Genomic DNA, 24,842 nt, shown 5'->3' with positions numbered 1-24,842 from the left:
GACACGCCTATGTGCGAACTGCTGGGCATGAGTGCCAACGTCCCCACCGATATCGTCTTCAGCTTCACCGGCCTGATGCAGCGCGGCGGTCGTACCGGCCCGCACCGTGACGGCTGGGGCATCGGCTTCTACGAAGGCCGTGGCCTGCGCCTTTTCCAGGACCCGGCTGCCAGCAGCGAGTCGGAAGTGGCCAACCTGGTGCAGCGTTACCCGATCAAGAGCGAAGTGGTCATTGGCCATATCCGCCAGGCCAACGTCGGCAAGGTATGCCTGTCCAACACCCACCCGTTCGTGCGGGAGATGTGGGGTCGCAACTGGTGCTTCGCGCACAATGGCCAGCTGGGCGACTTCAAGGGCCAGGCCAGTTTCTACCGGCCGGTGGGCGATACGGACAGCGAGGCGGCCTTCTGCGACCTGCTCAACCGCATCCGCAGCGCCTTCCCCGAGCCCGTTCCGGTGGAACAGCTGCTGCCGGTGCTGGTCGAAGCCTGTGCCGGCTACCGCGGCCAGGGCGTGTTCAACTGCATGCTCAGCGACGGCGACTGGCTGTTCTGCTTCTGTTCGACCAAGCTGGTGCACATTACCCGCCGGGCACCTTTTGGTGCGGCGCGGTTGAAGGACGTCGACCTGATCGTCGATTTTCACACCGAAACCACCCCAAACGACGTGGTCACGGTGATCGCCACCGAGGCCTTGACCGAGAACGAGACCTGGCAGCGTTACGAGCCGGGTCAGTGGGCCCTGTGGCGGCACGGCGAGTGCGTGGCGCACGGCCAGAGCTAAGGACGCGGCATGTTCAGAAGTTACCTGCGGTTGCTGTTGTTCACCTTCGGCCTGCTGGCCGGTATCCAGGTCCCGGGGCTGGTGAAGGACTACAGCCAGCGGGTCGAGGCGCACCTGTTCGAATCCCGCGAGGCGCTCGACGGCTTCCGGCAGACCGCTGAACGTTTCTTCAATGGCGACCTGCAGGCGCTGCTGCGGCATTATCGCAGCAGCGACGACCCAGTGTTCAACAGTGATGCCAACAGCATTGAAAGCCTGATGATCCGCAACGAACTGCTGGAAAACGAATGGCAGGCGCTGCAAGCGCCATGGGCGCAGCGTACCTGGCACGTACTGGTACAGGCCGACCCGCAGTTGCGCGAAGAAACCCTCAATGGCTACAGCTACCAGATCCTGCTGGTGCCCGAGGCGGTTGGCTGGGGGCTTGGTGCAGGGTTTGTGCTGGCATTCGTGATCGAGAGCCTGTTGATGGTAATTGGCTGGGTGATCCTGGGCGGGCGGCGTGGGGCGGTGAAAGAGAGCTGGCGCTGAGCTGATTCGATTTGCCCGAGCGACGCGGTCTTTGTAGGAGCGGCCTTGTGTCGCGAAATGGCCGCAAAGCGGCCACAAGGTTCTGCAGCGCTTCACAAATTGCTGGGGCTGCTCTGCAGCCCTTTCGCGACACAAGGCCGCTCCTACAGGGGCTGCGCCAGTCGTTCAAAAGTGAGTCAGCAGCTGAAAAGGTATTCAGTCAGACCAACACAATCCGCTGCCCACCCACATCCCGCGCATACCGCTCCAGCACCTGGCGGCAAACCCCGACCACTTCATCCACCAACGCCACCCCGGTCTGCCAGGCCACCACCAGCTCCAGGCTCGGCGGCGGTTGCAGCCCCTGCAGCAATACCAGCTCACCCCGGCTCAACTCGGCATCCACCAGCGCCGGCGGCAACGCACCAATGCCAAAACCGTCACGCAACAGCCGGGTAATCGCCGCCACCGAGTTCACGCAGTTCAGCCGCGGCGTTTCGGCCCCGGCACTCAGCAGCAGGCTCAGCACTTCCTGGTGCGGCCGCGAGTTCTTCGAGAAGGTGATGATCCGCTCACGCCCAAGCTCGGCCAGTGAGGCGTAGTCGCGGTGCTGGTGCGAGCCGGCGGCCACCACCCAACCCATCGGGTAGCGCGCCAGGTCCAGGCTGCGGATCGATTGCTCGCGCAGCAGGTCGGTCTGCAGGATCACGTCGAGAAAGCCCTTCTGCAATTGCTCGCGAAGGTTCAGCGCGGTGTCGGCCACCAGTTCGATCTCCACCTGCGGGTAACGCTCGGTCAGCTCCGCCACCAGTGCGCTCATCCAGGTGTGGATCACCGTGTCCATCACCCCGATACGGATGCGCCCGACCTTGGCCCGGTCGCTGTCCAGCGACTGCTTCATGGCCTTGGCGGTTTCCAGCATGCGCTCGGCATATTCCAGCACCTTGCCGCCTTCCGGGGTCAGGCTGACGCCACGTGAGTCGCGCAGCAGCAGCTTCACGCCCAGGTCGGCCTCCAACGCGGCGATGCGGCTGGAAACCGAGGCCTGGGTAGTGAACAGCTTTTCCGCGGTCAGGCGGAAGCTCTTGAGCCGGGCGACCCAGACGAAGGTTTCGAGGAAGCGAAGGTTCATGATCAGTTTTTCTTGTTCCAGACCGGCGGTTTTTCTCGTTGGACGCAGGTGGCGCGGCCTCTGAACAATGGCAGCCAGGCCGCGACTCATTGTCGCCCATAAAACAATACCAACAAGCCGAGGCAAGCATGAACCCCACCGGCGTGCAGCAGCAGGTCAGTTCCCCATCTTCGTCCGGGCCCTTCGCCTGGTATCGCGACATCGACTCACAGCAGCGCCGCACCTTCTGGAGCTGCAAGATCGGCTATGGCCTGGACGGCATGGACACGCAGATGCTCAGCTTCGTCATTCCGACGCTGATCATGCTGTGGGGCATCACCACCACCGAAGCCGGGTTGATCCACACCAGCACCTTGATCGCCTCGGCCGTGGGTGGCTGGGTGGCCGGCATTCTCTCCGACCGCATTGGCCGCGTGCGCACCCTGCAACTGACTGTGCTGTGGTTTGCCTTCTTCACCTTCCTCTGCGGCTTCGCCCAGAACTACGAACAACTGCTGATCGCCCGTACCCTGATGGGCTTCGGCTTTGGCGGTGAGTGGACCGCCGGCGCGGTGCTGATCGGCGAGGTGATCCGCGCCCAGGACCGTGGCAAGGCGGTGGGCATGGTGCAGTCCGGTTGGGCGCTTGGCTGGGGCCTCACCGCCATCCTCTACGCGCTGCTGTTCTCCTGGCTGCCAGCAGAGCAGGCCTGGCGCGCGCTGTTCCTGCTGGGCCTGGTACCGGCGATCTTCGTGATCTTCGTCCGCCGCCTGGTCAAGGACCCAGAGGTATATCGCGAGGCCAAGGCGGTGGAAAACGCCGAGGCACCTGCGCAGTTCTACGAAATCTTTGCCCCGGGGATGCTCTGGACCACCGTGCGGGCTTCCCTGCTGACCACCGGCGCACTGGGCGGCTACTACGCCATTACCTCGTGGCTGCCGACCTTCCTCAAGAACGAGCGCGGCCTGAGCGTGCTGGGTACCGGTGGCTATCTGGCCATGGTGATCGTCGGCTCCTACGTCGGCTATGTGGTCAGTGCGTACCTGTCCGACCTGCTGGGGCGCAAGAAGAACTTCATCCTGTTCGCCGTGGGCTCGTTCGTCATCGTGCTGCTGTACACGCAAATGCAGGTCAGTGATGGCGTGATGCTGTGGCTGGGCTTCCCGCTGGGCTTCTTCGCCTCGGGTATCTTCAGCGGCATGGGCGCGTTTCTCACCGAACTGTTCCCCACGCGTATCCGTGGTTCGGGGCAGGGCTTCTGCTACAACATCGGCAAGGTCATTGCGGCACTGTTCCCGCTGCTGATCGGCGTGCTTGGCCAGAAGGTACCGCTGGGCCTGGGTATCGGCGTGTTCTCCGCCGTGTCCTACGGGGTGGTGATCGTGGCGGCGCTGAGCCTGCCGGAAACCCGCGGCAAACAGCTGCAGGCGCGTTAAGGTAGGCATATGAACAACGACAACGGAGGCCGTGCAGTGGAACGCCTGCTACTCAATTGCGACATGGGCGAGAGTTTCGGCAGCTGGCGCATGGGCCTGGATGCCGAAGTCATGCCCTACATCGATTGCGCCAACATCGCCTGCGGCTACCACGCCGGCGACCCCACCATCATGCGCCGCACCGTGGCCCTGGCGCTGGAGCACGGCGTGACCATCGGCGCGCACCCGGCCTACCCGGACCTGGTCGGCTTCGGCCGCCGTTCCATGGCCTGCAGCCCGGAGGAAATCCGCGACCTGCTGCATTACCAGATCGGTGCGCTGGACGGTATCTGCAAAGTGTTGGGCGGCCGCGTGGCCTACGTGAAGCCCCATGGTGCGCTGTACAACGACATGATGGCCGACCCGCTCAAGCTGCGTACCGTACTGGAGGCTGTGGCGGCCTATGGTGGCGACCTGCCGCTGATGCTGATGGCCACCGCCGACAACCGCGCCGCCCAGGCCCTGGGTGATGAGATTGGCGTGCCGCTGTGGTTCGAAGCATTCGCCGATCGCGCCTACACCGCCAGCGGCCATCTGGTGTCGCGTCGCCTGCCCGGCGCGGTGCACCACGACCCGGCACTGGTGGTGGAGCAGGCCGTGCGCCTGGCCCGCGGCGATACGCTCGTCGCGGACGATGGCAGTGCACTGAGGCTTGCGGCCAGTACCCTGTGCGTACACGGTGACAACGACAGTTCGGTGGCGGCTGTGCGGCAGATTCGCCAGGCTCTCGATGCCCTGGAGTCGCGATGAAACCCCGTATTGAAGTCGTGGCCATCGACAGCCTGATGGTGCGCCTGTTCGACTCCATCGATGAGGGCAACATGCCGTGGATGCTTGCCGCCAGCCAGCGCTTGCACGCGACGTTCGGCAAGCACTTGCTGGACCTGGTGCAGTCCTACACCACGCTGATGGTGCAGTTCGACCTGCCGCCGGGGGAGGCGAGGGCGCTGATCATCCGAGCGCTGGAAGGCTTGCAGCCAGACACGGGCAGCGGTGGCCGCCGCCATGAGATCCCGGTGTGGTACGACGCCAGCGTTGGCCCGGAGCTGCCGGTGTTGGCGGCCCGCAGTGGCTTGAGTGAAGCAGAGGTGGTCCGCTTGCACAGCGAGCGCGAGTACCCGGTGTTCGCCCTGGGTTTCGCCCCCGGTTTCGGCTTCATGGGCCTGGTGGACGAACGCCTGGCCAGCCCGCGCCTTAGCACCCCGCGCAAGCGCGTGGCGGCCGGCAGCGTCGGCATTGCCGAGCGCCAGACGGCGGCCTATCCAGCGGTATCGCCGGGTGGCTGGAACCTGATCGGGCGTACCCCTGTGCGCCTGTTCGACCGTGAACGCGAGGGCTACAGCCTGTTGCAACCCGGTGACCGGGTGCGCTTCGTGCCGGTTTCGCGCAGCGAGTTCGTGGCGTTGGGCGGTGATGTGGAGGCACAAGCATGAAGCAGTTGAAGATCGAGGCCAGTACGCCGCTGTGCCAATTGCAGGATGCCGGGCGTTTTGGCGTACGCCATTTGGGCGTGACCCAGGGCGGGGCGCTGGACTGGGTGGCGATGCACTGGGCCAACTGGCTGCTGGGCAACCCGTTGGCGGCGCCGGTGGTCGAGGTGGCGCTAGGTGGTTTCTGTGTGGTCGCCGAGCAGGATTGTGTGCTGGCCCTGGCCGGTGCCGACCTGGATGCGCGGGTAGATGATCAGCCGCTGGCGCCCTGGCGCAGCTTTGCGTTGGTCAAGGGCCAGCGGTTGACCCTGAAGCAGCCGAAGCAGGGCGTGCGAGCGTATCTGGCGGCGCCTGGCGGGTTCCTCGGCGAGGATGTGCTGGGCAGTTGTGCCACCGTTGTGCGGGAAGAACTTGGCGGTATCGATGGTCAGGGTTCTGCGCTTGGCAAAGGCCACGTTCTGGCATTCTCAGGCACTTCGCCCACCCTGCGTGAGGTACCCGAAGCGCTGCGGCCACAGTACCCACAAAAGCCAGTGCTTGACCTGGTGATCGGCGCACAGATCGGTGACTTCAGCGGTACCAGCCTGTTCGAGGCGTTCAACCGCGAGTGGACGCTGGACAGCCGTGCCGACCGCATGGGCATCCGCCTGCTGGGGCCGCAACTGGTCTACCAGGGCGCGCCGATGATTTCCGAGGGGATTCCGCTGGGGGCGGTGCAGGTGCCGCCGGATGGGCAACCGATCGTGTTGCTCAATGACCGGCAGACCATTGGCGGTTATCCGCGGCTGGGGGCATTGACGCCTCTGGCGCTGGCGCAACTGGCGCAGTGCATGCCGGGGGCGGTGGTGCGGTTCAGGGCGGTGGTGCAGGATGAGGCGTGGCGGGAGCAGCAGGCTTACCTGGACCGCTGGTTGTAAGGCCGCTGGCCCTTTCGCGGGCTCGCCCGCTCCCACAGGTATCGCGCAAGCCTTGAGGCCTGTGGGAGCGGGCGAGCCCGCGAAGAGGCCGGTACCGGCAAAATCACTTGGACAGGTAACGCATCCCTTCCTCCAACCCCTGCACGGTCCGCGGTACGGGTTCATCTACATGACCTTCCTGGAATTTTCCATGCCTCGCCGCATTCACCCTTGTGGGGGCTTTTGAGGGCGCTGCAGGGGGAACTGATATTTTTGCCAGTATTAACTTTCTGCTTCAGGTGCTAATAATTCTGGGTATGGTCATTTCTTGAGGGGCTATGTGCATGCCTGGAGCCAAGTACTTCTATTTGAAGTCTCAATTAAGGCAAGTGCTTAGGGATAAGGCTTGTCAAGTTTGCTTTCGCATAGCTCAGCGTGTGTTTGCAGAGCTTTCTAAAGTGGAAGTTGCTACTCAGCAGGTTTTGATTTATCAAGACTCGGCTGGCTCGATAATTGGCAGATCTTACTCGAAAGCTACTGTGAGCCTTATGTATGCGCCTTATGGTTGTTCTGCGCGCGAGACGGCGCTCGAGGCGCTACTCCAGTATAATGGAGAGCGGTTGGACTCGTTGGTGAATGGCTACTTCCTAGGTAATGGGGAGCGGCTTTATAGCGTTGTAAGGCCTGGTTTTCTTTCATATGATAGCCCTGGTAGTCCTTTTGGTAATGGCGGTCTGAATGGCTATGCCTATTGTGGCGGGGACCCCATCAATCATAATGATCCGAGTGGTAAGACGCGAATGCGCACGGGTACTGCAAAACCACTCAAGCGTACATGGGCGGAAACAAGGCGTAAACTTAATCAGTCCAGTCCAGAGGCATTGGTTAACCTTATTGAAGAATCTCCGAAGTACCTGCCGCATATTAAGGGGGCTGAGGCGGCAAATGCTCTGAATCATGTCCTGGCTTTAAGCTATGATCCGCTTGCTCCAATACCTAAAGGTCTGTTTGCTTCCACCAGGGAAATGTTTATGGGTGTGCGTGAACGCCGACTGAAAGTTAATGCGAGAATCAGTGCGTTTTTACAGAGCCCGTCTCCTGCGGAAGCGAAGTGGATACATCGGCAGCTTTTGGGTATTAGGAATTTGATTAAATTTGAAAGGGACCGTGCACATGTGCGGCTACATTCAGTTACCAGGGAATTACTTTCCCCGGCTCTTGAAGATATTAAGTCCTGGCGTCAGCAGTAGGTACTTCAGCGTTTTGATATGCCGTCCCCCCCCCGGATTTATCACAGGGAAGAGTGCATAAGCGGCTACAGGCAAGTACGGGCTCCAATATCGCGTGCGTCATGGTAGCCCGTTGCCAACCTCACTTGGACAGATAACGCATCCCTTCCTCCAACCCCTGCAAGGTCAGCGGGTACATCTTGTCTTCGATCAAGTCCCGCACCAGATGGGTCGATGCGGTGTAGTCCCAGGCCTGCTTCGGATAGGGGTTGATCCAGATGATCTTCCTGAATTTTTCCATAAAACGCTGCATCCACACATAACCGGCTTCTTCGTTCCAGTGCTCCACGCTGCCACCCGGCTGGGTAATCTCGTAGGGCGCCATGGCCGCATCGCCAACGAACACAACCTTGTAGTCATCGCCGTACTTGTGCAGCAGGTCGAAGGTGGAATAGCGCTCCGAGGTGCGGCGCAGGTTGTTTTTCCACACCGACTCGTACACGAAGTTGTGGAAGTAGTAGTACTCCAGGTGTTTGAACTCGGTCTTGCACGCCGAGAACAGTTCTTCGCAGACCTTGACGTGGGCGTCCATCGAACCACCGATGTCGAACAGCAACAGCAGCTTCACCGTGTTGCGCCGCTCGGGGCGCATCTGGATGTTCAGCAGCCCGGCATCCCGCGCGGTGTGGTCGATGGTGCCGTCGATGTCCAGCTCTTCGGCGGCGCCTTCACGGGCGAACTTGCGCAGCCGGCGCAAGGCCAGCTTGATGTTGCGCGTGCCCAGCTCCACCTGGTCGTCCAGGTTCTTGTATTCGCGCTGGTCCCACACCTTCACCGCCTTGCCTTGGCGCTTGCCGGCCTCGCCCACGCGGATGCCCTCGGGGTTGAAGCCACCGGAGCCGAACGGGCTGGTGCCGCCGGTGCCGATCCACTTGTTGCCGCCGGCGTGACGCTCCTTCTGCTCCTCGAGGCGCTTCTTGAACTCCTCGATCAGCTTGTCCAGGCCACCCAGCGACTGGATCTGCGCGCGTTCCTCGTCGGTCAGCGAACGCTCGAATTCCTTGCGCAGCCAGTCTTCGGGGATCAACGCCTCGATGTGCCGGTCCAGGTTCTCCAGGCCTTTGAAGTAGGCGGCGAAGGCACGGTCGAACTTGTCGAAGTGGCGCTCGTCCTTCACCAGGATGGCGCGGGCAAGGTAGTAGAACTCGTCCATGTCGGCGAAAACCACGCGCTTTTGCAGGGCCTGGTGCAGGTCGAGCAGTTCGCGTACCGACACCGGCACCTTGGCCGCGCGCATTTCATTGAACAGGTTGAGCAGCATGGCCCGGCTCCTGTCAGCGGTTGCCGCGCCGGCTCATGAAGGCCAGGCGCTCGAGCAGTTGTACGTCCTGCTCGTTCTTCACCAGCGCGCCGGCCAGCGGTGGAATGGCCTTGGTCGGGTCGCGTTCGCGCAGCACCGCTTCACCGATGTTGTCGGCCATCAGCAGCTTGAGCCAATCGACCAGTTCGGAGGTGGACGGCTTTTTCTTCAGGCCTGGTACCTTGCGCACGTCGAAGAACACGTCCAGCGCCTCGCTGACCAGCGACTGGCTGATGTTCGGGTAGTGCACGTCGACAATCTGCTGCAGGGTGGTGCGGTCGGGGAAAGCGATGTAGTGGAAGAAGCAGCGGCGCAGGAAGGCGTCCGGCAGCTCCTTTTCGTTGTTGGAGGTGATGATGATGATCGGGCGCTGTTTGGCCTTGATGGTCTCGTCGATTTCGTAGACGTAGAACTCCATCTTGTCGAGCTCTTGCAACAGGTCGTTGGGGAACTCGATGTCAGCCTTGTCGATTTCGTCGATCAGCAGGATGACCCGCTCCTCTGCCTCGAAGGCCTCCCACAACTTGCCTTTTTTCAGGTAATTGCGCACATCGTGGACCTTGTCCACGCCCAGCTGCGAGTCCCGCAGGCGGCTGACCGCGTCGTACTCGTAGAGGCCCTGGTGGGCCTTGGTGGTGGACTTGATGTGCCAGGTGATCAGACGCGCACCGAACGAGGCCGCCAGCTGCTCGGCGAGCATGGTCTTGCCGGTGCCGGGTTCGCCCTTGACCAGCAAGGGGCGTTCGAGGGTGATGGCCGCGTTTACCGCCAGTTTCAGGTCGTCTGTGGCGACGTAGTCGCGGGTGCCTTCGAACTTCATGGGTCTGTCCTCTGCTGGAAGCCTGCACCGGCCCTTTCGCGGGTAAACCCGCTCCCACAGTTACCCCACCTTTTCTGAGGTTTGTGGAATACCTGTGGGAGCGGGTTTACCCGCGAAGAGGCCAGCACAGGCAGCACATATTTTGGATTTGTCACCGACTATAACGCGGGGTTCGCCGACTGGAAACGCAGACCAGGTATTCAGTCCCTGAATGCCCCGTCACTCGATCCTAGTCGGAATCCGGCGCATCACGCTCATACCGCGCATTGAACGCCTCGATGAACCCGTTGCGCAGTATCTGCAGAAACGCCTCGAAGGCGCTGATATCCTGTTTGTGCACGCTGCCGCTGAGCTCTACCCGGGTCGCGAACTGGTTCTTCGGCTGGTTCTTCAATACTGTCTCGGTTGCACCTACCAGCGCTTCCCAGACCGAGCGGAAGAAGCCTTTGTCCTTCTCCTGCACATCCTGCTGCCAGTCGAACACATCCACATCCCGCAACAGTGGCTTGATGTACCCGTTCAATCGCCCGTTGGTCGCCTCGGCCTCTATCACCACATCGCCGTGCCCGGCATTGAAATCGAACTTGCCGTAGGCGCTGGCGAAGTCATTGAGCTTGCGCAGCTCGATACCCGTGGCGCGCAGGCGGAACTCGAAGTCGTCGAAATCGCTGAACGGGTCGAAGGTGGCGCGACTTTCCACCTTGGCGTCGCCTACGATCAGCGCCGTGCCATCAAAGCTGGCATCACGTCGGCCCTTTTCGTCACGAATGTTGGTGAGGTTGCGAATACTGGCATCGAGCTGAGTGGCCTTGAGGTTGACTGGTGGTTTGGAGTTGAAGTTGCGGAAAGTCAGCACGCCGTTGTCGATGCGAACCTCGTTCAGGGTGATCGGCAGCAGTTTTTCCAGTTGCTGGCGCCAGTCGGTGCCCTGACCGGTCTGCGAGTTCTGTTTGTTGCCGCCATCGACGAAGTTGAGTTCCGGCCGGTCGAATATGACTTCGGCAACCACTGCGCGGTCGTACCAAAGGGCGTGCCAGCTCACCGACAGGTCGATCAGCGGTGCATCGAGAAACGGTACCGGCACCTTGCCGGTGGTCTTGACGATCTTCAGCCCGTTGATCTGGTATGCACCGCGCCACCAGGCCAGGTCCACATCGGCCACCTGGCCACGGTAGTCGCCCATGTCGGCCAGTTTGTCATTGAGGTAGTCGCGCACCAGATAGGGCAGGGCCAGGTGCAGCGCCAGCAACAGCACGATCAGGCTGGCCAGGCCGATCAACGGCCAGCGATAACGGGCTCTCATCGAAGTGTCTCCAACGCAGGATATGCGGTTGACCGCAACGAGTCCGCGTGAGTTCGAACAGGCTTTACGGGCCACCGGTGCGGGCTTACCCTTGAGGTCTTTCCCTGCTTTTTTTCATGCCAAGGACCCCTGCCATGAGCCGTATCTTTGCAGACAACGCCCACTCCATCGGTAACACGCCGCTGGTGCAGATCAACCGCATTGCCCCGCGCGGCGTGACCATCCTGGCCAAGATCGAAGGGCGTAACCCGGGCTATTCGGTCAAATGCCGCATCGGCGCGAACATGGTCTGGGACGCCGAAAGCAGCGGCAAGCTCAAGCCGGGCATGACCATCGTCGAACCGACCTCGGGCAACACCGGCATCGGCCTGGCCTTCGTCGCCGCAGCCCGTGGCTACAAACTGTTGCTGACCATGCCCGCATCCATGAGCCTGGAGCGCCGCAAGGTGCTGAAGGCTCTGGGCGCCGAGCTGGTGCTGACCGACCCGGCCAAGGGCATGAAGGGCGCCATCGAGAAGGCCAACGAAATCGTCGCCTCCGACCCGGCCCAGTACTTCCTGCCGGGCCAGTTCGAAAACCCGGCCAACCCGGCGATCCACGAAAAAACCACCGGCCCGGAAATCTGGAACGACACCGACGGCGCGGTCGACGTACTGGTGGCAGGGGTCGGCACCGGCGGCACCATCACCGGTGTTTCGCGCTACATCAAGCATACGCAGGGCAAGGCGATCCTGTCGGTGGCGGTGGAACCAGTGGCATCGCCGCTGATCAGCCAGACCCTGGCCGGCGAAGAGCTCAAGCCCAGCCCGCACAAGATCCAGGGCATCGGCGCCGGCTTCGTGCCGAAGAACCTCGACTTGTCGATCGTCGACCAGGTGGAAACGGTGACCGACGAAGAGTCCAAGGCCATGGCCATCCGCCTGATGCAGGAAGAGGGCATCCTCTGTGGCATTTCCTGTGGTGCGGCGATGGCAGCGGCCGTGCGCCTGGCTGAAAAGCCGGAAATGCAGGGTAAGACCATCGTCGTGATTTTGCCGGACTCCGGCGAACGCTACCTGTCGAGCATGCTGTTCAGCGACATGTTCAGCGAGCAGGAAAACCAGCAGTAATGGCCTTGCCGCTGATCCCGCGCAACGTTCGGCGGCTTGGTTTATTGCAAAATCTTCATGATTGAGTTGCTGCCCGGGCTGTTTTTACCCTGGCGGCATCAGTTTATGATGGCAGGATGATTTATCGGAGAGCAGGGCGCGCAGCCCTGTTTCTTCCTCAAGGAGTGAAAGCATGACCTTTTCCTTTGCAGCCAAGGCGGGTGTCTTGCTGGTGTTTTTTGGCAGCGTGCTGTTCGTGCACCTGCGCGGCAAGGCTCGCTTGCCGGTGTTGCGCCAGTTCGTCAACCATTCGGCGCTGTTCGCCCCTTATAACAGCCTGATGTACCTGTTTTCCGGCGTACCGTCCAAACCCTACCTGGACCGCCAGCGCTTCCCCGAACTGGACGTACTGAAGGACAACTGGCAGGAAATCCGCGAAGAGGCCATGCGCCTGTTCGACGAGGGTTACATCCGCGCCGCGGAGAAGGATAATGACGCCGGCTTCGGTTCGTTCTTCAAGAAAGGCTGGAAGCGCTTTTACCTGAAGTGGTACGACAAACCGTTGCCTTCTGCCGAAACCCTGTGCCCGCGCACCGTCGAGCTGGTCAGCAGCATCCCCAACGTCAAGGGTGCGATGTTCGCCCTGCTGCCCGGCGGCAGCCACCTGAACCCGCACCGCGACCCGTTCGCCGGCTCCCTGCGCTACCACCTGGGCCTGTCCACCCCCAACTCCGATGCTTGCCGCATCTACGTCGATGGCGAGGAATATGCCTGGCGTGACGGCGAGGACGTGATGTTCGATGAAACCTACGTGCACTGGGTAAAGAACGAGACCGACGTTACCCGGGTTATCCTGTTCTGCGACATCGAACGCCCGCTGAGCAGCCCGCTGATGACTCGCATCAACCGCAAGGTCAGCGCCTTCCTCGGCCGTGCCACCGCGCCGCAGAACACTGATGACGAGCGCGTTGGCGGGATCAACCAGGCCTACGCCTGGAGCAAGCGCTTCAGCAACCGGATCAGTAGCCAGGTCAAGCAGTTCAAGCGCGCCAACCCCAAGGCCTACCGCGTGCTGCGGCCGGTGCTGGCGGCGGTGGTGGTGTACCTGTTGTATCACTGGCTGTTCTGATTTCTGCCTGTTGGGGCTGCCTTGCAGCCCATCGCGACACAAGGCCGTTCCTACAGGTGATCGAGTACTCCTGTAGGAGCGGCCTTGTGTCGCGATAGGGGCGCAAAGCGCCCCCAGCGTCCTCTCAGAAAACCACTCAGGCAAGACCTTCCAGCAAACCGTCCGCTCGCACGATATCGACTATCACCTGTTCATCTACCGCGTACACCCCCCGCGATGCTTTCCACACCAGGTTCTTGTCCTGCAAGGCGATAAGCGCTTGCTGCACCCCCGGTACCTCGGCCTTCACTTCGCTCGCACCCACGCCAGCCTGTTCCATCGCTTTGGCGTACAGTGCCAGGGTCGGGGCCTCGAACGGCGCGTAGTCGTTCCCCTTTGCGCACATGACACGTAGAACCGCAGCCTGGATAGGCGTGAGGCTGTGGATCACCTTTTTCAGGTTTGCGTTCAAGTCATTGGCTTGTGCCTGGACAAGCTCTCTGAAGCGTGCCGGAATGGCCTCGGGTTCAATGCCGAAGTCGAAGCGGATTTCATCCGCGGCCGCACCCAATAGCTCCGGGCGATAGCCGCTTTCCTTGAAGAGCTGAAACACCTCCGTTGAATCGAGTGCGCATGGCAGGTCGATATTGGCGCACAGCCAGTCGATGAAGTCTTGGTCCAGGGTCGGGAACTGCACCATGGAGGCGCCGAAGAACGCCTGGTCCTTGCTGTTGCGCAGCATGGCCAGCTTGTCCCGGTTTGAACCGGTGCAGACGATTCGCAAGCCATGGTGCTTCGAACTGTTGAGTTCGTCTCTGGCTGCCTTGAGGGCGAACAGCGCCGCTATTCCTTGCTCGGTCGTGATTGCATGCTGTGCTTCGTCGATGATCAGTACGATGATCTTGCGGGATTCATCGGAGAGCGCCACCAGGGCGGTGGTCAGGTCGACATCTTGCCCCAGCCCGATCTTGTCCACGCTGAAATTCAGGCCGCCGAGAGTGACCTTCTCCATGCCAGATGACTTTGCCAGCCGCGTGATGAAGCCTTCGTTACGCCCGACCGCCTCACGCACCGCTTCTACGATGACTTGCCCGGGATCTTTGGTCAGGTCTTTCCACAGATCGGCATACAGCACAATGGCCCCGGCTGTTTCGAGGGCCGGGCGCAGGTCTTCGCGGGCAAAGGTGGATTTCCCGGTACGCCGTGGCGCAGCGAGAAACACACCAGAGCTTGCTGCGCTGCCCACGGCGACCTGCAGGATCAATTTCGACAGGCGGGACGCAAGCGCCGGGCGGTGATAGACAGTTTCAGGCATCTCGGCCCCTCCGTTTCAATTTATAGTCGATTATAGATTGATTATAGAGGAATTATAGATCTGACAGGGGCGGTGTTTATAGGGAATTATAGACAGACTATAGAGCGATTATAGACCCTGGTTGATGAGGGGGGGGGCGCAGCCCCCCTTTGCTGCCTCAAGCCGGCTCCAACGCCTCCACCACTTTCCCCCGGCTAAGGTGCACCACCTTGTCCGCCGTATCGAAATACCGGTCATCATGTGAAATCACGATGATGGTCTTGCCCAAACGCTTCAGGTCCGGCAGCAGCTCGGTGTAGAACACCCGGCGGAAGGTCGGGTCCTGGTCCGCCGCCCATTCGTCGAACACCAGCACCGGCCGCCCGTCCAGCCAGGCATTGACCAGTGCCAGGCGCTTGCGCTGGCCGGTCGACAGGTCGGTGGTGGTAAAGGCACCATCGCGCACGCTCACCTTGTGGGCGATCTCCAGCCGCTCCAGGTAGCGCGTGGCATCGCTGGGCAGGCTGTGTTCATGCTCGGGCAGGTCGTCGAACAGGTAGTAGTCGGCGAACACCGTGGTGAACAGCTGGCGATAGTCATCCAGCCCCTCCGGGCCGACGGCCTTGCCGTTCAGGCGCACTTCGCCGCGTTGCGGGGTGTACAGGCCGAGCAGCAGCTTGATCAGCGAAGTCTTGCCGCAGCCGTTCTCACCGACGATGAACAGGATCTCGCCCGGTTCGATGCTCAGGTTTACCGGCCCCACGCGGAACGGCTCGTTGCCGTCCACCGGCGGGTAGGCATACTCGACATTGTGCAGTTCCAGACGCGCGCTGGCCGGAGCAGGGCGCTTGACCGGCGGCTCCAGCAGCAGGTGCGGCTCGGGCGAGGAGAAGCGCTCGGACAGGTCGGCAATGCGGCGGAACGCCACCTGGGCGCGGCCAAGGATAGGCAGGTTGCCGATCAAGGTTTCCAGCGGGCCTTTCATGTACAGCAGCACCAGCACGAAGCCGCTCATCACCGCCGGGTCGTTGCTCGGCCATAGCGATTGCAGGGCCAGGGTCAGGCCGATGACCACGAAGAACAGCATCGACCCCAGGCTCTTGGCCGCGACGAAGATGTTGATGGCGCGGATATGGGTGTTGGCGATGAAGTCGGCGGTGCCCTGGATGTTGCGGGTCAGCATGGCGTGGCGGCGGCGGCGGTCGATGCGCAGCTCCTTGGCGCCCTCGGCGATGGCCGAGTAGTGCTTCTGCAGGTTGTCTTCGGCATCGCGGGCGGCGTTGAAGCCGGCCACGCCTTTCTGCCTGGCCACGTACTGAATGCCACTGCCAATGCCGATGGCCGCCAGGGTGATGAGGAAGATCGGCCACGACAGCCAGGCCAGGTAGGCCATGCAGCCAGTCACGGTGGTGAGCGAGATGGCCAGCGGGGCGAAGGCGAAGGCAAAGTCGCTGATGGTGTCGACGTCGCGGGTCAGCACCGGGATCAGGCGGTGGGTGCGGTAGCGCTCGATCTGCTCGATCGGCGCCGACAGCACCTTGGCGCCGAGGTCCTTGCGCAGCCTGGCGATGACTTTCTGCCCAACGTAGTTGGTGCCGCTGTCGGCCGCCACACTGCTGACCAGGGCCAGCACGCACAGGCCGGCGAAGGCCAGGATCACGCCCTGGCTCATGCCGCCAGCGGCATGCAGGCCCCGGTTGACGGTGGCCAGCAGGGCGGTCACGGCCAGGCCGCCGAGCATGCCCAGCAGCACCGAGACGATTACCGCCGGGCGGTAGGGTTTCAGCAGGCCCAGCAATTCGCGGATGGCCCCGGGGGAGGAGGTTTTCATGAAGCATGATCTCGCTGGTGAGGTGGGGGCGGGTCAGCTGCCGAGGGTCAGGGAGCCTTTCATCAAGGTGCTGTGGAACGGGAACGAGCAGTAGAAGCTGTACGCGGTACCTGCCTTCAGCGACCGGACGTCGAGGCTGATGCTGTCTGTTTCACCGCCGCCGATCAGGCGGGTATGGGCGAGCACCCGGGTGTCGCCGGGCTTCACGTAGTCCAGGGCCTCGCCGGCTTTCTGGCCGTCGTCGAGCACGCCTTGCATGTCGGCCTGGGTACTCAGCACCCAGTTGTGGCCCATCACGTTCTTCGGCATGTCGCCAGGGTGGGTGAGCGTGACGGTGAACACGGCGCAGGCCTTGGGCACGGTGATGGCGGCCTTGTCGAAGGTCATCTGGTCGGTGCCATGGATTTCCACGGCGCATGGCTCTGCCGACCACGCGGCAGGGGCCACGGCGAGCAGGGCGAGGAGCAGAAGCTGGCGAGTCATGTACGGTTCCTGGGCGATAGAAGGGTGCACATCGTTCAGACGAACCGGCGCGCGCCGGCTTTACCTGTGCGTGCGGCCCAGCTGAATTTCCCTGGCGCCCGCTCGTTCATTCAGTCAGGCGCCGACATGGCGCACATCCCGATTTCGCCGCCTATGCGGCCCTGGCCTGAGGTGACCGGACATGAGTGAACTGCTGAGCTTTGCGATCGAACCCCTGGACGCTGCACGCGGCAACCTGCCGCTGCTGGTGCGCGCGCCGGAGCCGGGTCTCGACCTGCTGGAAGCCTTTGCCGAGTTGCAGCCGCTGGTAGACCGGCACCTGCTGCAGGCTGGCGGTATTCTGTTTCGCGGCTTCGAGGTGGGTGGTGCCGAAGCTTTCCGCCAGTTCGCTGCTTCTTTCGGTCACCCGCTGCTCAACTACGAGTTTGGCTCCACCCCGCGCAGCAACGTGACCAAGGGCGTGTACACCTCCACCGAGTACCCGGCGCACCAGAGCATCCCCCTGCACAACGAGCAGGCCTATACCCTGGAATGGCCGATGAAGATCTGGTTCTACAGCGTGATCCCCGCCGAGACCGGTGGCGAGACGCCGATTGCCGACAGCCGCGAGGTGTACCGGCGCATGCCGGCGCGCATTCGTGAGCGGCTGGTGGAGAAGGGGCTGATGTACGTGCGCAACTACGGCAACGGCCTTGATGTGGAATGGTCGCAGGTGTTCAACACTGAAGACCCGCGCCAGGTCGAGGCCTATTGCCGGGCGCATGCCATCGAGTGCATCTGGAAGGATGACGGCGAATTGCGCACCCGCCAGCGCTGCCAGGTGGTGGCACGCCACCCGGTGACCGGGGAGGATGTGTGGTTCAACCAGGCGCACCTGTTCCATGTGTCGAACCTGCAGCCAGAAGTGCGCGAGTCGTTGATGGACATCGTCGAGGAAGAGGACCTGCCGCGTAACGTGTACTACGGCGACGGTACGACCATCGAGGATTCGCTGCTCGATGAAGTGCGCGGGGTGCTGGACGAATGCACCATCAGCTTTCCGTGGCAGGCAAACGATGTGCTGATGCTGGATAACATGCTTGCAGCGCATGCGCGGTCGCCGTTTACCGGCAAGCGCAAGGTGGTGGTGGCGATGGCGCAGGGGCATTCCGAGTTGTTGCGCTGACAGGTGTATGCCTTGGGTTTTCTAGCGCCTGTTAGATCGAGCGCCGCCCGCGCGGCGCTTCGCAGCACAAGGCTGCTCCTACATCTGTTTCGGGCCAGTAACGCCTGTACCAATGCGCGCGACCGCCTTGTTTGTCCGACACGATATCGAGGTGAACGCCAAGGGGCCGCGTGCTTGTATCGCAGGAATAACTGGCCCGAAACAGATGTAGGAGCAGCCTTGTGCTGCGAAGCGCCGCGCGGGCGGCGCTCGATCTAACAGGCGCTGAACCCGTCATGGCGAACACCTGTCAGCCCTGACGCATTCTCAAGACATGCCCCCAGCAACCTACAACAATCCCAGGCTCTTCCTAAGCATCGGGACTGGCTGGCCCTTTCGCGGCTAAAGCCGCTCCCACAGGGATGGTGCTGGGCCTTAGGTTGGCGCGACTAAATCACCCCCCCACACCTTCGTCTGACAGTTACCGCTCGACTGCCAGGACACCGCTCGACATGAATGCCGACCAAACGCTCAAGCTCGCCCGCCGCTTCATCGAACTCAGCCCCGACAAGCGCCGCCTGTTCCTCAAGGCGCTGCAGGGCGAGGGCATGGATTTTTCCGTGCTGCCGATTGCGCCCGGGGTGGAGGTGGCCGAGCGTGACCAGCTGTCGTACGCCCAGCGGCGCATGTGGTTCCTCTGGCAGCTCGACCCGCAAGGCGCGGCGTACAACCTGCCCATGGCCGTGCGCCTGAATGGCTCGCTGGACCTGGCCGCCCTGCAGCACGCCTTCGATGCCCTGGTGGCCCGCCACGAAACCCTGCGCACCCGCTTCGTCGCCGACGGCGATGACGTGCGCCAGCAGATCGAGGCCAGCGCCGCCCCGTTGCAGCTGCACCAGGATGCCTTGGCCGGCCTGGACGAGGGCGCCCGTCAGGCCGCCATCGAAACCATCGCCGAAGCCGAAGCCCTGGCCCCCTTCGACCTGGCCAGCGGCCCGCTGCTGCGGGTGCGCCTGCTGCAACTGGCCGCGCAGGAGCACATCCTGCTGCTCACCCTGCACCACATCGTCGCCGACGGCTGGTCGATGAACGTGCTGATCGACGAATTCCTGCACCTGTACGACGCCGCCGTGGCCGGCAGCGAAGCCCGCCTGGAACCGCTGCCGATCCAGTACCGCGACTACGCCCTGTGGCAGCGCAGCTGGCTCCAGGCCGGTGAGCAGGAGCGCCAGCTGGCCTACTGGCAGGCCCGCCTGGGCGACGACCATTCGCCGCTGGAATTGCCACTGGACCGAAGCCGCCAGGGCCGCCCCAGCTATCGCGGCGCGCGTCACGAGTTCCCCATCGCAGCAGATGTCGCCGAGCGGCTGCGCGGCCTGGCACGCAAGCATAACGTCACCCTGTTCATGGTCCTGCTGGCCGCCTTCAAGCTGCTACAGCAGCGCTACAGCGGCCAGTCGGCGATCCGTGTCGGCGTGCCCATCGCCAACCGCAACCGTGCCGAAAGCCAAGGGCTCATCGGCTGCTTTATCAATACCCAGGTACTGCACACCGAAATCGACCCACTGCTGGATATCACCGGCCTGCTCAAGCGCGTGCGCGAAACCGCCGTAGGCGCGCAAAGCCACCAGGACCTGCCGTTCGAGCAACTGGTCGAAGCCCTGGACCTGCCGCGCAGCAGCGAGAGCCCGCTGTTCCGCGTGCTGTTCAACCACCAGGCGCAGGTGGCGGATGTGCAAGCCATCGAGACCCGCTCCGGTTTGCACTTGGCGCCGGTCAACCTGGCAAAGCACAGCGCCCGCTTCGACCTGGCGCTGGACACCCATGAGCGAGCGGGGCAACTGCATGCAGCGTTCACCTATGCGACCGACGTGTTCGATACGGCCACTGTCGAAGCCCTTGGCGAGCAGTGGCTAGCCCTGGTGCAGGCATTGGCCGACGAAGCGGCTGGCGCAGTTGGCGAGTTGCCACTGCCAGGCCTGGCCCCTGCCGTTGGCGCGCCTGCGCAGGCTGACGCAACGCTGCTGGTTCACCAGCGCTTTGCCGCCGCCGCCAGCCGCCACCCCGAGCGCACAGCGGTGATGGCTGCGGACGAGCAGGCGAGCTTCGCCGAACTCGATGCCCGCGCCGAAGCCATTGCAGGCCGGCTGGTGGAAGCCGGAGCAGGGCCGGACACACTGGTCGGCGTGCTGGCCGACCGCAGTGTCGGCATGCTCGCCAGTATCCTCGGCGTGCTCAAGGCCGGTGGCGCCTACCTGCCACTGGAGCCCGAGCAGCCGGCCGAACGCTTGGCCTACATGCTCGCCGACAGCGGTACGCGCCTGGTACTGGCGCCCGGTAACTGGCAGGCCGAACTGCCCGAGGGCGTGCAGCGCCTGGACTGGGCGCAAACCGGCAATGGCAGCGCCGCGTGCATCGCCCCGGCGCCGGCCAACCTGGCCTACGTGATCTACACCTCCGGCACCACCGGCCAGCCCAAGGGCGTGGCGATCAGCCACGGCGCCCTGGCCAACTACGTCGAAGGCATCGCCGCGCGCCTGCCGCTCGAGCGTATCCGCAGCATGGCCCAGGTCTCGACCCCTGCTGCCGACCTCGGCCACACCATGCTGTTCGGCGCCTTGTGCGGCGGCCACACCCTGCATTTGCTGCTACGCGAGCAGGTACTAGATGCCGAAGGCTTTGCGGCCTACCTGGCCGAGCACCAGGTAGACGCGCTGAAGATCGTACCGTCGCACCTGGAGGCCATGTTGGTGGCTGGCCGCTCGGCGCTGCCGGCCCAGTGCCTGGTGCTCGGCGGCGAGGCCATCAGCCCGAGCCTGCTGGGCAAGGTCCGCAACCTGGCCCCGGCGCTCAAGGTGTTCAACCACTACGGCCCGACCGAAACCACCGTCGGTGTGCTGGTCGCCGAACTGAACGGGCAGGCCAGCCTCGGCCAGCCACTGGCCAACACCCGCGTCGCGGTGCTCGACCGCTGCCTGCAACCCCTGCCGGCCAAAGCCAAGGGCGAGCTGTACATCGGTGGCGCCGGCCTGGCCCGCGGCTACCTGAACCGCCCGGCACTCACCGCCGAGCGCTTCGTTCCCGACCCGAACGGCCACGGCCAGCGCCTGTACCGCAGCGGTGACTGGGTTCGCCAAGGCAGCGACCTGCAGTTCGCCGGGCGCATGGATGGCCAGGTCAAGGTCCGTGGCTATCGCGTGGAACTGGCCGAAATCGAAAACCAGCTGCGTGCCCTGGGCGGTGTCGCCAATGCCCTGGTGCGTGTGCATGGCCAGGGGCCGCAACTGCAACTGGCTGCCTGGCTGGTGCCCGTTCAGATGCTGGCCGATAGCCTGGCCTGGCAGGAATCGATCCGCGCCAGCCTCAAGCGTCTGCTGCCCGAACACATGGTGCCGACACACCTGATGGTGCTGGAGCACCTGCCGGTCACGGTCAACGGCAAGGTCGACGTCAAGGCGCTGCCGGAACCTGCCGCCACGCAGGTGGCCTATCAGGCGCCGCAGACCCCGCTGCAAACGCAATTGGCACAGATCTGGGCGCAAGTCCTGCAAGTACCGCAGGTAGGCCTGGGCGACAACTTCTTTGCCCTGGGCGGCCATTCACTGCTGGCCACCCAGGCGGTATCGCGGATACGCAAGCAATTGGGCGTGGATATTCCGCTGCGCAGCCTGTTCGACACCGTCGACCTGCAGGCCTTCGCCCAGGCCGTGGCCGAAGGCGAGCAGGGCGCAGGCCTGGACATCGAAATCCTCGATCGCCAGCAACCGCTGCCAGTGTCCCCCTCGCAGAACCGCCAGTGGCTGTTCTGGAAGCTCAACCCCGAAAGCCTGGCCTACAACACGCCGATGGCCGTGCGCATGCAGGGCCACCTCGACCACTGCGCCGTGCAGGCTGCGCTGGATGCCTTGGTAACCCGCCACGAATCGTTGCGCACTGTTTTCGTCGAGGCCGACGGCCTGCCTTGGCAGCGCATCCTGCCGGCTGCCACGGTACCAATCGGTTTCGAAGACCTCACTGGCCAGGACCACGCCGCGCAGATGCGCAAGCTGGAAGCCGAAGCCTTCGTCCCGTTCGACCTGGAGCACGGCCCGCTGCTGCGCGCACGCTTGTTCAGGGTGCATGCGCAGGAGCACCTGCTGTCGCTGACCTTGCACCATATCGTCTCCGATGGCTGGTCGATGAGCCTGCTGGTACGCGAGTTCGCCGCCGCCTACAACGCCGCCGCCACGGGCCAGGCGCAAGCCGTCGAGCCGCTGCCGGTGCAGTACGCCGACTTCGCCGCCTGGCAGCGCAAGTGGCTGGCCGAGGGGCAGATGCAGGCGCAGATCGACTACTGGAAGGCCCGCCTGGAAGACGACTTCGAAGTGCTGGAACTGCCTGCCGACCGCATTCGTCCGCAGGTCAAAAGCTATCAGGGCAGCCGCTTCGACGTGCGCCTGCCACAGGCCCTCACCGAGCGCCTGCGAGCACTGGCGGTGGCATCCAACGCCACATTGTTCCATGTGTTCCTGGCGGCCTATGCCATCGTGCTGTCGCGCTACAGCCGCAAGGGCACGCTCAACATCGGTGTGCCGGTCACCAACCGCAACCGCCTGGAGCTTGAAGGGCTGATCGGCTTCTTCATCAACGTGGTCGTGGCTCGTATCCGTGTCGATGGCAGCCAGCCGTTCTCGCAGCTGCTGGCGGCGATCAAGGAGACCACCCTGCAGGCCCAGGCCAACAAGGATGTGCCGTTCCTCGAAGTAGCCGAGGCGCTGTATCCGGAGCGTGACCAGGGTGTGAACCCGATCTTCCAGGTGCTGTACAACCACCTGCGCGACCTTGGCGAGCAGGTATCCAGCGATGCCCTGCACGGCCTGCAGGTCAAGGAAGTGGACCTGCAGGAGCCGGGCGCGCAGTACGACATATCGCTCAACACCCTGGAGCGCTCCGATGGCGTGACGGCCTCGTTCAACTATTGCACCGACCTGTTCGATGCCGCGCGTATCGAGCGCATGGCCGGGCATTGGCAAGCACTGCTGGAAGCCATCTGCGCCGAACCACAATGCTGCATTGCCGAGCTGGACTTCCTTGGCAGTAGCGAACGCCAGCAACTGACCCACGGCTGGAACCCGGCGCCCCAGGCTGGCAGCGGCTTGTGTGCGCACCAGCTGCTGGCGCGACAGGCCCACGAGCGGCCGGATGCGCTGGCGCTGATCTTCGACGACCAGCAGATGACCTACGCCGAACTGGACCGCAGCAGCAACCAGTTGGCCCACCGCCTGCGGGCACTGGGCGTGGGGCCGGACTGCCTGGTTGGCGTGGCTGTCGAGCGCGGCCTGGGCATGGCCCTGGCGCTGATCGCCATTCACAAGGCGGGTGGCGCCTATGTGCCGCTGGACCCGGACTACCCGCAAGAACGTCTGGCCTACATGGTCGAGGACAGCAATATCGGCCTGCTGCTGGCCGATGCGCCCTCGCGTGAGCGCCTGCAATTGGGCAAGCAACTGCCCTGCGTGGTACTGGAGCCGGGCACCGAGTGGCTGCAAGCCTGGCCCGTCGAACCGCTGGCCAACCTGGCGGCACCGCACAACCTCGCCTACGTCATCTACACCTCCGGCTCCACCGGCATGCCCAAGGGCGTGGCCATCGACCACCACGCGCTGTCGCTGTTCTGCCAGGTGGCCGGCGACTATTCGCGCCTCACCCCGAGCGATCGCGTGCTGCAGTTCGCCACCATCAGCTTCGATGGCTTCATCGAGCAGTTCTTCCCGCCGCTGGCCCAGGGCGCCTGTGTGGTGCTGCGCGACCTGCGGCTGTGGGACACCGCCACCCTGCTGGACGAGATCAACCGCCACGGCGTGACCGTGGCCGACCTGCCAGCGGCCTACTGGCGCCTGCTGGCGCTGGAACGCCGGGCCCCCGAGGCCTATGGCCGGCTGAAGCAGATTCACGTGGGGGGAGAGGCGGTGCCGGAAGATGCCCTGCGCGCCTGGCTGGCCGACGGCCCGCCAGCGGTGCGCCTGCTGAACACCTACGGCCCGACCGAAGCCACCGTGGTCGCCACCACCTACGATTGTTCGCAGATGACCGTGGAGCAGATCAGCCTGGGCGGCGTACCGATCGGCCGTGCCTTGCCGGGGCGTACCCTGCATGCTCTGGACGATGGCCTGGCGCCGACACCGGTGGGCGTGCCCGGCGAGCTGTTCATCGGCGGGGCAGGGTGCCTGGCGCGCGGTTATCACCAGCGGCCGTCACTCACCGCCGAGCGTTTCATCCCCGACCCGTTCGACCCGGTTGGCGGTGGCCGCCTGTACCGCACCGGCGACCTCGGCTGCTACGACGAAAACGGCCAGCTGGCCTATCGCGGCCGGGTCGACCACCAGGTGAAGGTGCGCGGCTTCCGTATCGAGCTGGGCGAGATCGAGCAGTACCTGCGGGCGCACCCGGACGTTCGCGAAGCCACCGTGCTGGCCATCGACCTGCCCGGTGGCAAGCAGCTATGCGCCTATGCGGTGCCGGCCGAAGGCTACCGCGGCGATCTGCGCCAGGCACTGAAGCAGTACCTCAAGGCCAGCCTGCCGGACTACATGATCCCGGCCTACCTGGTGACCCTGCCGAGCATGCCGCTGACCCCCAGCGGCAAACTCGACCGCAAGGCGCTGCCGCTGCCCGACCCGAACCAGCCACAGCATGACTACCAGGCGCCGCAGACCGAGCGGCAGCAGCAGCTCGCGAACATCTGGGCGCAGTTGCTTAACGTTGCCCGGGTCGGCCTGAGCGACAACTTCTTCGAGCTGGGCGGCCACTCCTTGCTGGCGGCCCAGGCAGTGTCGCGGATCAACGTCGAGCTGGGGCTGGACATACCCCTGCGGCTGATCTTCAGCCACCCCGAACTACGCGCGTTCGCCCAGGCACTGGACGAGCAGGGCCTGTCGCTCTCCGACGATGGCCTAAGCGATATCGAACACATGATGAATGCATTCACAGAGGCCTGA

At 63.5% G+C, this 24,842-nt stretch carries 18 protein-coding genes; 11 read left to right on the top strand and 7 right to left on the bottom strand.

What is annotated here, in order from left to right; genetic code table 11:
• The first annotated feature begins 9 nt into the window (after positions 1–9).
• Complete coding sequence (locus tag M1D87_RS19830; protein ID WP_013973756.1) at positions 10–783, top strand: class II glutamine amidotransferase; 774 nt, start codon at positions 10–12, stop codon at positions 781–783.
• 9 nt (positions 784–792) lie between these two features.
• Positions 793–1,314 carry a DUF2937 family protein gene (locus M1D87_RS19825; protein WP_061552663.1) on the top strand — a complete coding sequence of 174 codons (522 nt, stop codon included), beginning with the start codon at positions 793–795 and terminating at the stop codon, positions 1,312–1,314.
• A gap of 199 nt (positions 1,315–1,513) precedes the next feature.
• Here the strand turns inward: M1D87_RS19825 and M1D87_RS19820 are convergent, their stop codons facing one another.
• Positions 1,514–2,425 (bottom strand): LysR family transcriptional regulator, encoded by a 912-nt coding sequence (locus M1D87_RS19820; protein ID WP_015271343.1) that lies wholly within the window; start codon positions 2,423–2,425, stop codon positions 1,514–1,516.
• Positions 2,426–2,553: 128 nt separating this feature from the next.
• Here M1D87_RS19820 and M1D87_RS19815 point away from each other — a divergent pair, with 128 nt between their 5' ends.
• The 5 genes from M1D87_RS19815 to M1D87_RS19795 all read left to right on the top strand — a co-directional run bounded on the left by M1D87_RS19815 (position 2,554) and on the right by M1D87_RS19795 (position 7,455).
• Positions 2,554–3,840, top strand: coding sequence for an MFS transporter (locus M1D87_RS19815; RefSeq protein WP_013973753.1), 1,287 nt, complete (start codon positions 2,554–2,556; stop codon positions 3,838–3,840).
• A gap of 9 nt (positions 3,841–3,849) precedes the next feature.
• A complete protein-coding gene (locus M1D87_RS19810; RefSeq protein WP_039613995.1) occupies positions 3,850–4,629 on the top strand; it encodes a 5-oxoprolinase subunit PxpA in 780 nt (259 codons plus the stop codon).
• Positions 4,626–5,312, top strand: coding sequence for a 5-oxoprolinase subunit PxpB (gene pxpB / locus M1D87_RS19805; RefSeq protein WP_421091772.1), 687 nt, complete (start codon positions 4,626–4,628; stop codon positions 5,310–5,312). Before M1D87_RS19810 ends, pxpB begins: the two co-directional genes overlap by 4 nt.
• Complete coding sequence (locus M1D87_RS19800) at positions 5,309–6,226, top strand: 5-oxoprolinase subunit C family protein (RefSeq protein ID WP_123083792.1); 918 nt, start codon at positions 5,309–5,311, stop codon at positions 6,224–6,226. Before pxpB ends, M1D87_RS19800 begins: the two co-directional genes overlap by 4 nt.
• A 323-nt stretch (positions 6,227–6,549) precedes the next feature.
• Positions 6,550–7,455 carry an RHS repeat-associated core domain-containing protein gene (locus M1D87_RS19795; RefSeq protein WP_183596503.1) on the top strand — a complete coding sequence of 302 codons (906 nt, stop codon included), beginning with the start codon at positions 6,550–6,552 and terminating at the stop codon, positions 7,453–7,455.
• Between the two features lie 121 nt (positions 7,456–7,576).
• On the opposite strand, the gene M1D87_RS19790 is transcribed toward M1D87_RS19795, so the two are convergent.
• The 3 genes from M1D87_RS19790 to M1D87_RS19780 all read right to left on the bottom strand — a co-directional run bounded on the left by M1D87_RS19790 (position 7,577) and on the right by M1D87_RS19780 (position 10,917).
• Positions 7,577–8,755, bottom strand: a complete 1,179-nt coding sequence (locus M1D87_RS19790; RefSeq protein ID WP_013973749.1) for a vWA domain-containing protein — start codon at positions 8,753–8,755, stop codon at positions 7,577–7,579.
• Between the two features lie 13 nt (positions 8,756–8,768).
• The gene (locus tag M1D87_RS19785) at positions 8,769–9,614 is read right to left on the bottom strand and encodes an AAA family ATPase (RefSeq protein ID WP_012273667.1); all 846 of its coding nucleotides are present in this window, start codon (positions 9,612–9,614) and stop codon (positions 8,769–8,771) included.
• Positions 9,615–9,843: 229 nt separating this feature from the next.
• Positions 9,844–10,917 carry a DUF748 domain-containing protein gene (locus M1D87_RS19780; protein WP_013973747.1) on the bottom strand — a complete coding sequence of 358 codons (1,074 nt, stop codon included), beginning with the start codon at positions 10,915–10,917 and terminating at the stop codon, positions 9,844–9,846.
• A gap of 134 nt (positions 10,918–11,051) precedes the next feature.
• Here M1D87_RS19780 and cysK point away from each other — a divergent pair, with 134 nt between their 5' ends.
• Both cysK and M1D87_RS19770 read left to right on the top strand, forming a co-directional pair.
• The gene (cysK, locus tag M1D87_RS19775; protein WP_123083790.1) at positions 11,052–12,026 is read left to right on the top strand and encodes a cysteine synthase A; all 975 of its coding nucleotides are present in this window, start codon (positions 11,052–11,054) and stop codon (positions 12,024–12,026) included.
• Positions 12,027–12,198: 172 nt separating this feature from the next.
• Positions 12,199–13,134, top strand: a complete 936-nt coding sequence (locus M1D87_RS19770; protein WP_013973745.1) for an aspartyl/asparaginyl beta-hydroxylase domain-containing protein — start codon at positions 12,199–12,201, stop codon at positions 13,132–13,134.
• 136 nt (positions 13,135–13,270) lie between these two features.
• Here the strand turns inward: M1D87_RS19770 and M1D87_RS19765 are convergent, their stop codons facing one another.
• The 3 genes from M1D87_RS19765 to azu all read right to left on the bottom strand — a co-directional run bounded on the left by M1D87_RS19765 (position 13,271) and on the right by azu (position 16,721).
• Positions 13,271–14,428, bottom strand: a complete 1,158-nt coding sequence (locus M1D87_RS19765) for an ATP-binding protein (RefSeq protein WP_123083789.1) — start codon at positions 14,426–14,428, stop codon at positions 13,271–13,273.
• Between the two features lie 157 nt (positions 14,429–14,585).
• On the bottom strand, positions 14,586–16,238 hold the full coding sequence (locus M1D87_RS19760) for a cyclic peptide export ABC transporter (RefSeq protein WP_123083788.1): 1,653 nt from the start codon (positions 16,236–16,238) through the stop codon (positions 14,586–14,588).
• Between the two features lie 33 nt (positions 16,239–16,271).
• The gene (gene azu / locus M1D87_RS19755; RefSeq protein WP_123083787.1) at positions 16,272–16,721 is read right to left on the bottom strand and encodes an azurin; all 450 of its coding nucleotides are present in this window, start codon (positions 16,719–16,721) and stop codon (positions 16,272–16,274) included.
• Between the two features lie 181 nt (positions 16,722–16,902).
• Between azu and M1D87_RS19750 the strand changes: the two genes are divergently transcribed.
• Together M1D87_RS19750 and M1D87_RS19745 are read left to right on the top strand one after the other, a co-directional pair.
• Positions 16,903–17,886: a TauD/TfdA family dioxygenase gene (locus tag M1D87_RS19750; protein ID WP_123083786.1), complete on the top strand. Its 984-nt coding sequence runs from the start codon at positions 16,903–16,905 to the stop codon at positions 17,884–17,886.
• 491 nt (positions 17,887–18,377) lie between these two features.
• Positions 18,378–24,842, top strand: coding sequence for an amino acid adenylation domain-containing protein (locus M1D87_RS19745; RefSeq protein WP_421091773.1), 6,465 nt, complete (start codon positions 18,378–18,380; stop codon positions 24,840–24,842).

It is taken from the genome of Pseudomonas sp. SA233, assembly GCF_054792385.1.
The sequence above is the reverse complement of the archived record's forward strand: the minus strand, read 5'-3'. Positions and strand labels throughout refer to the sequence as shown.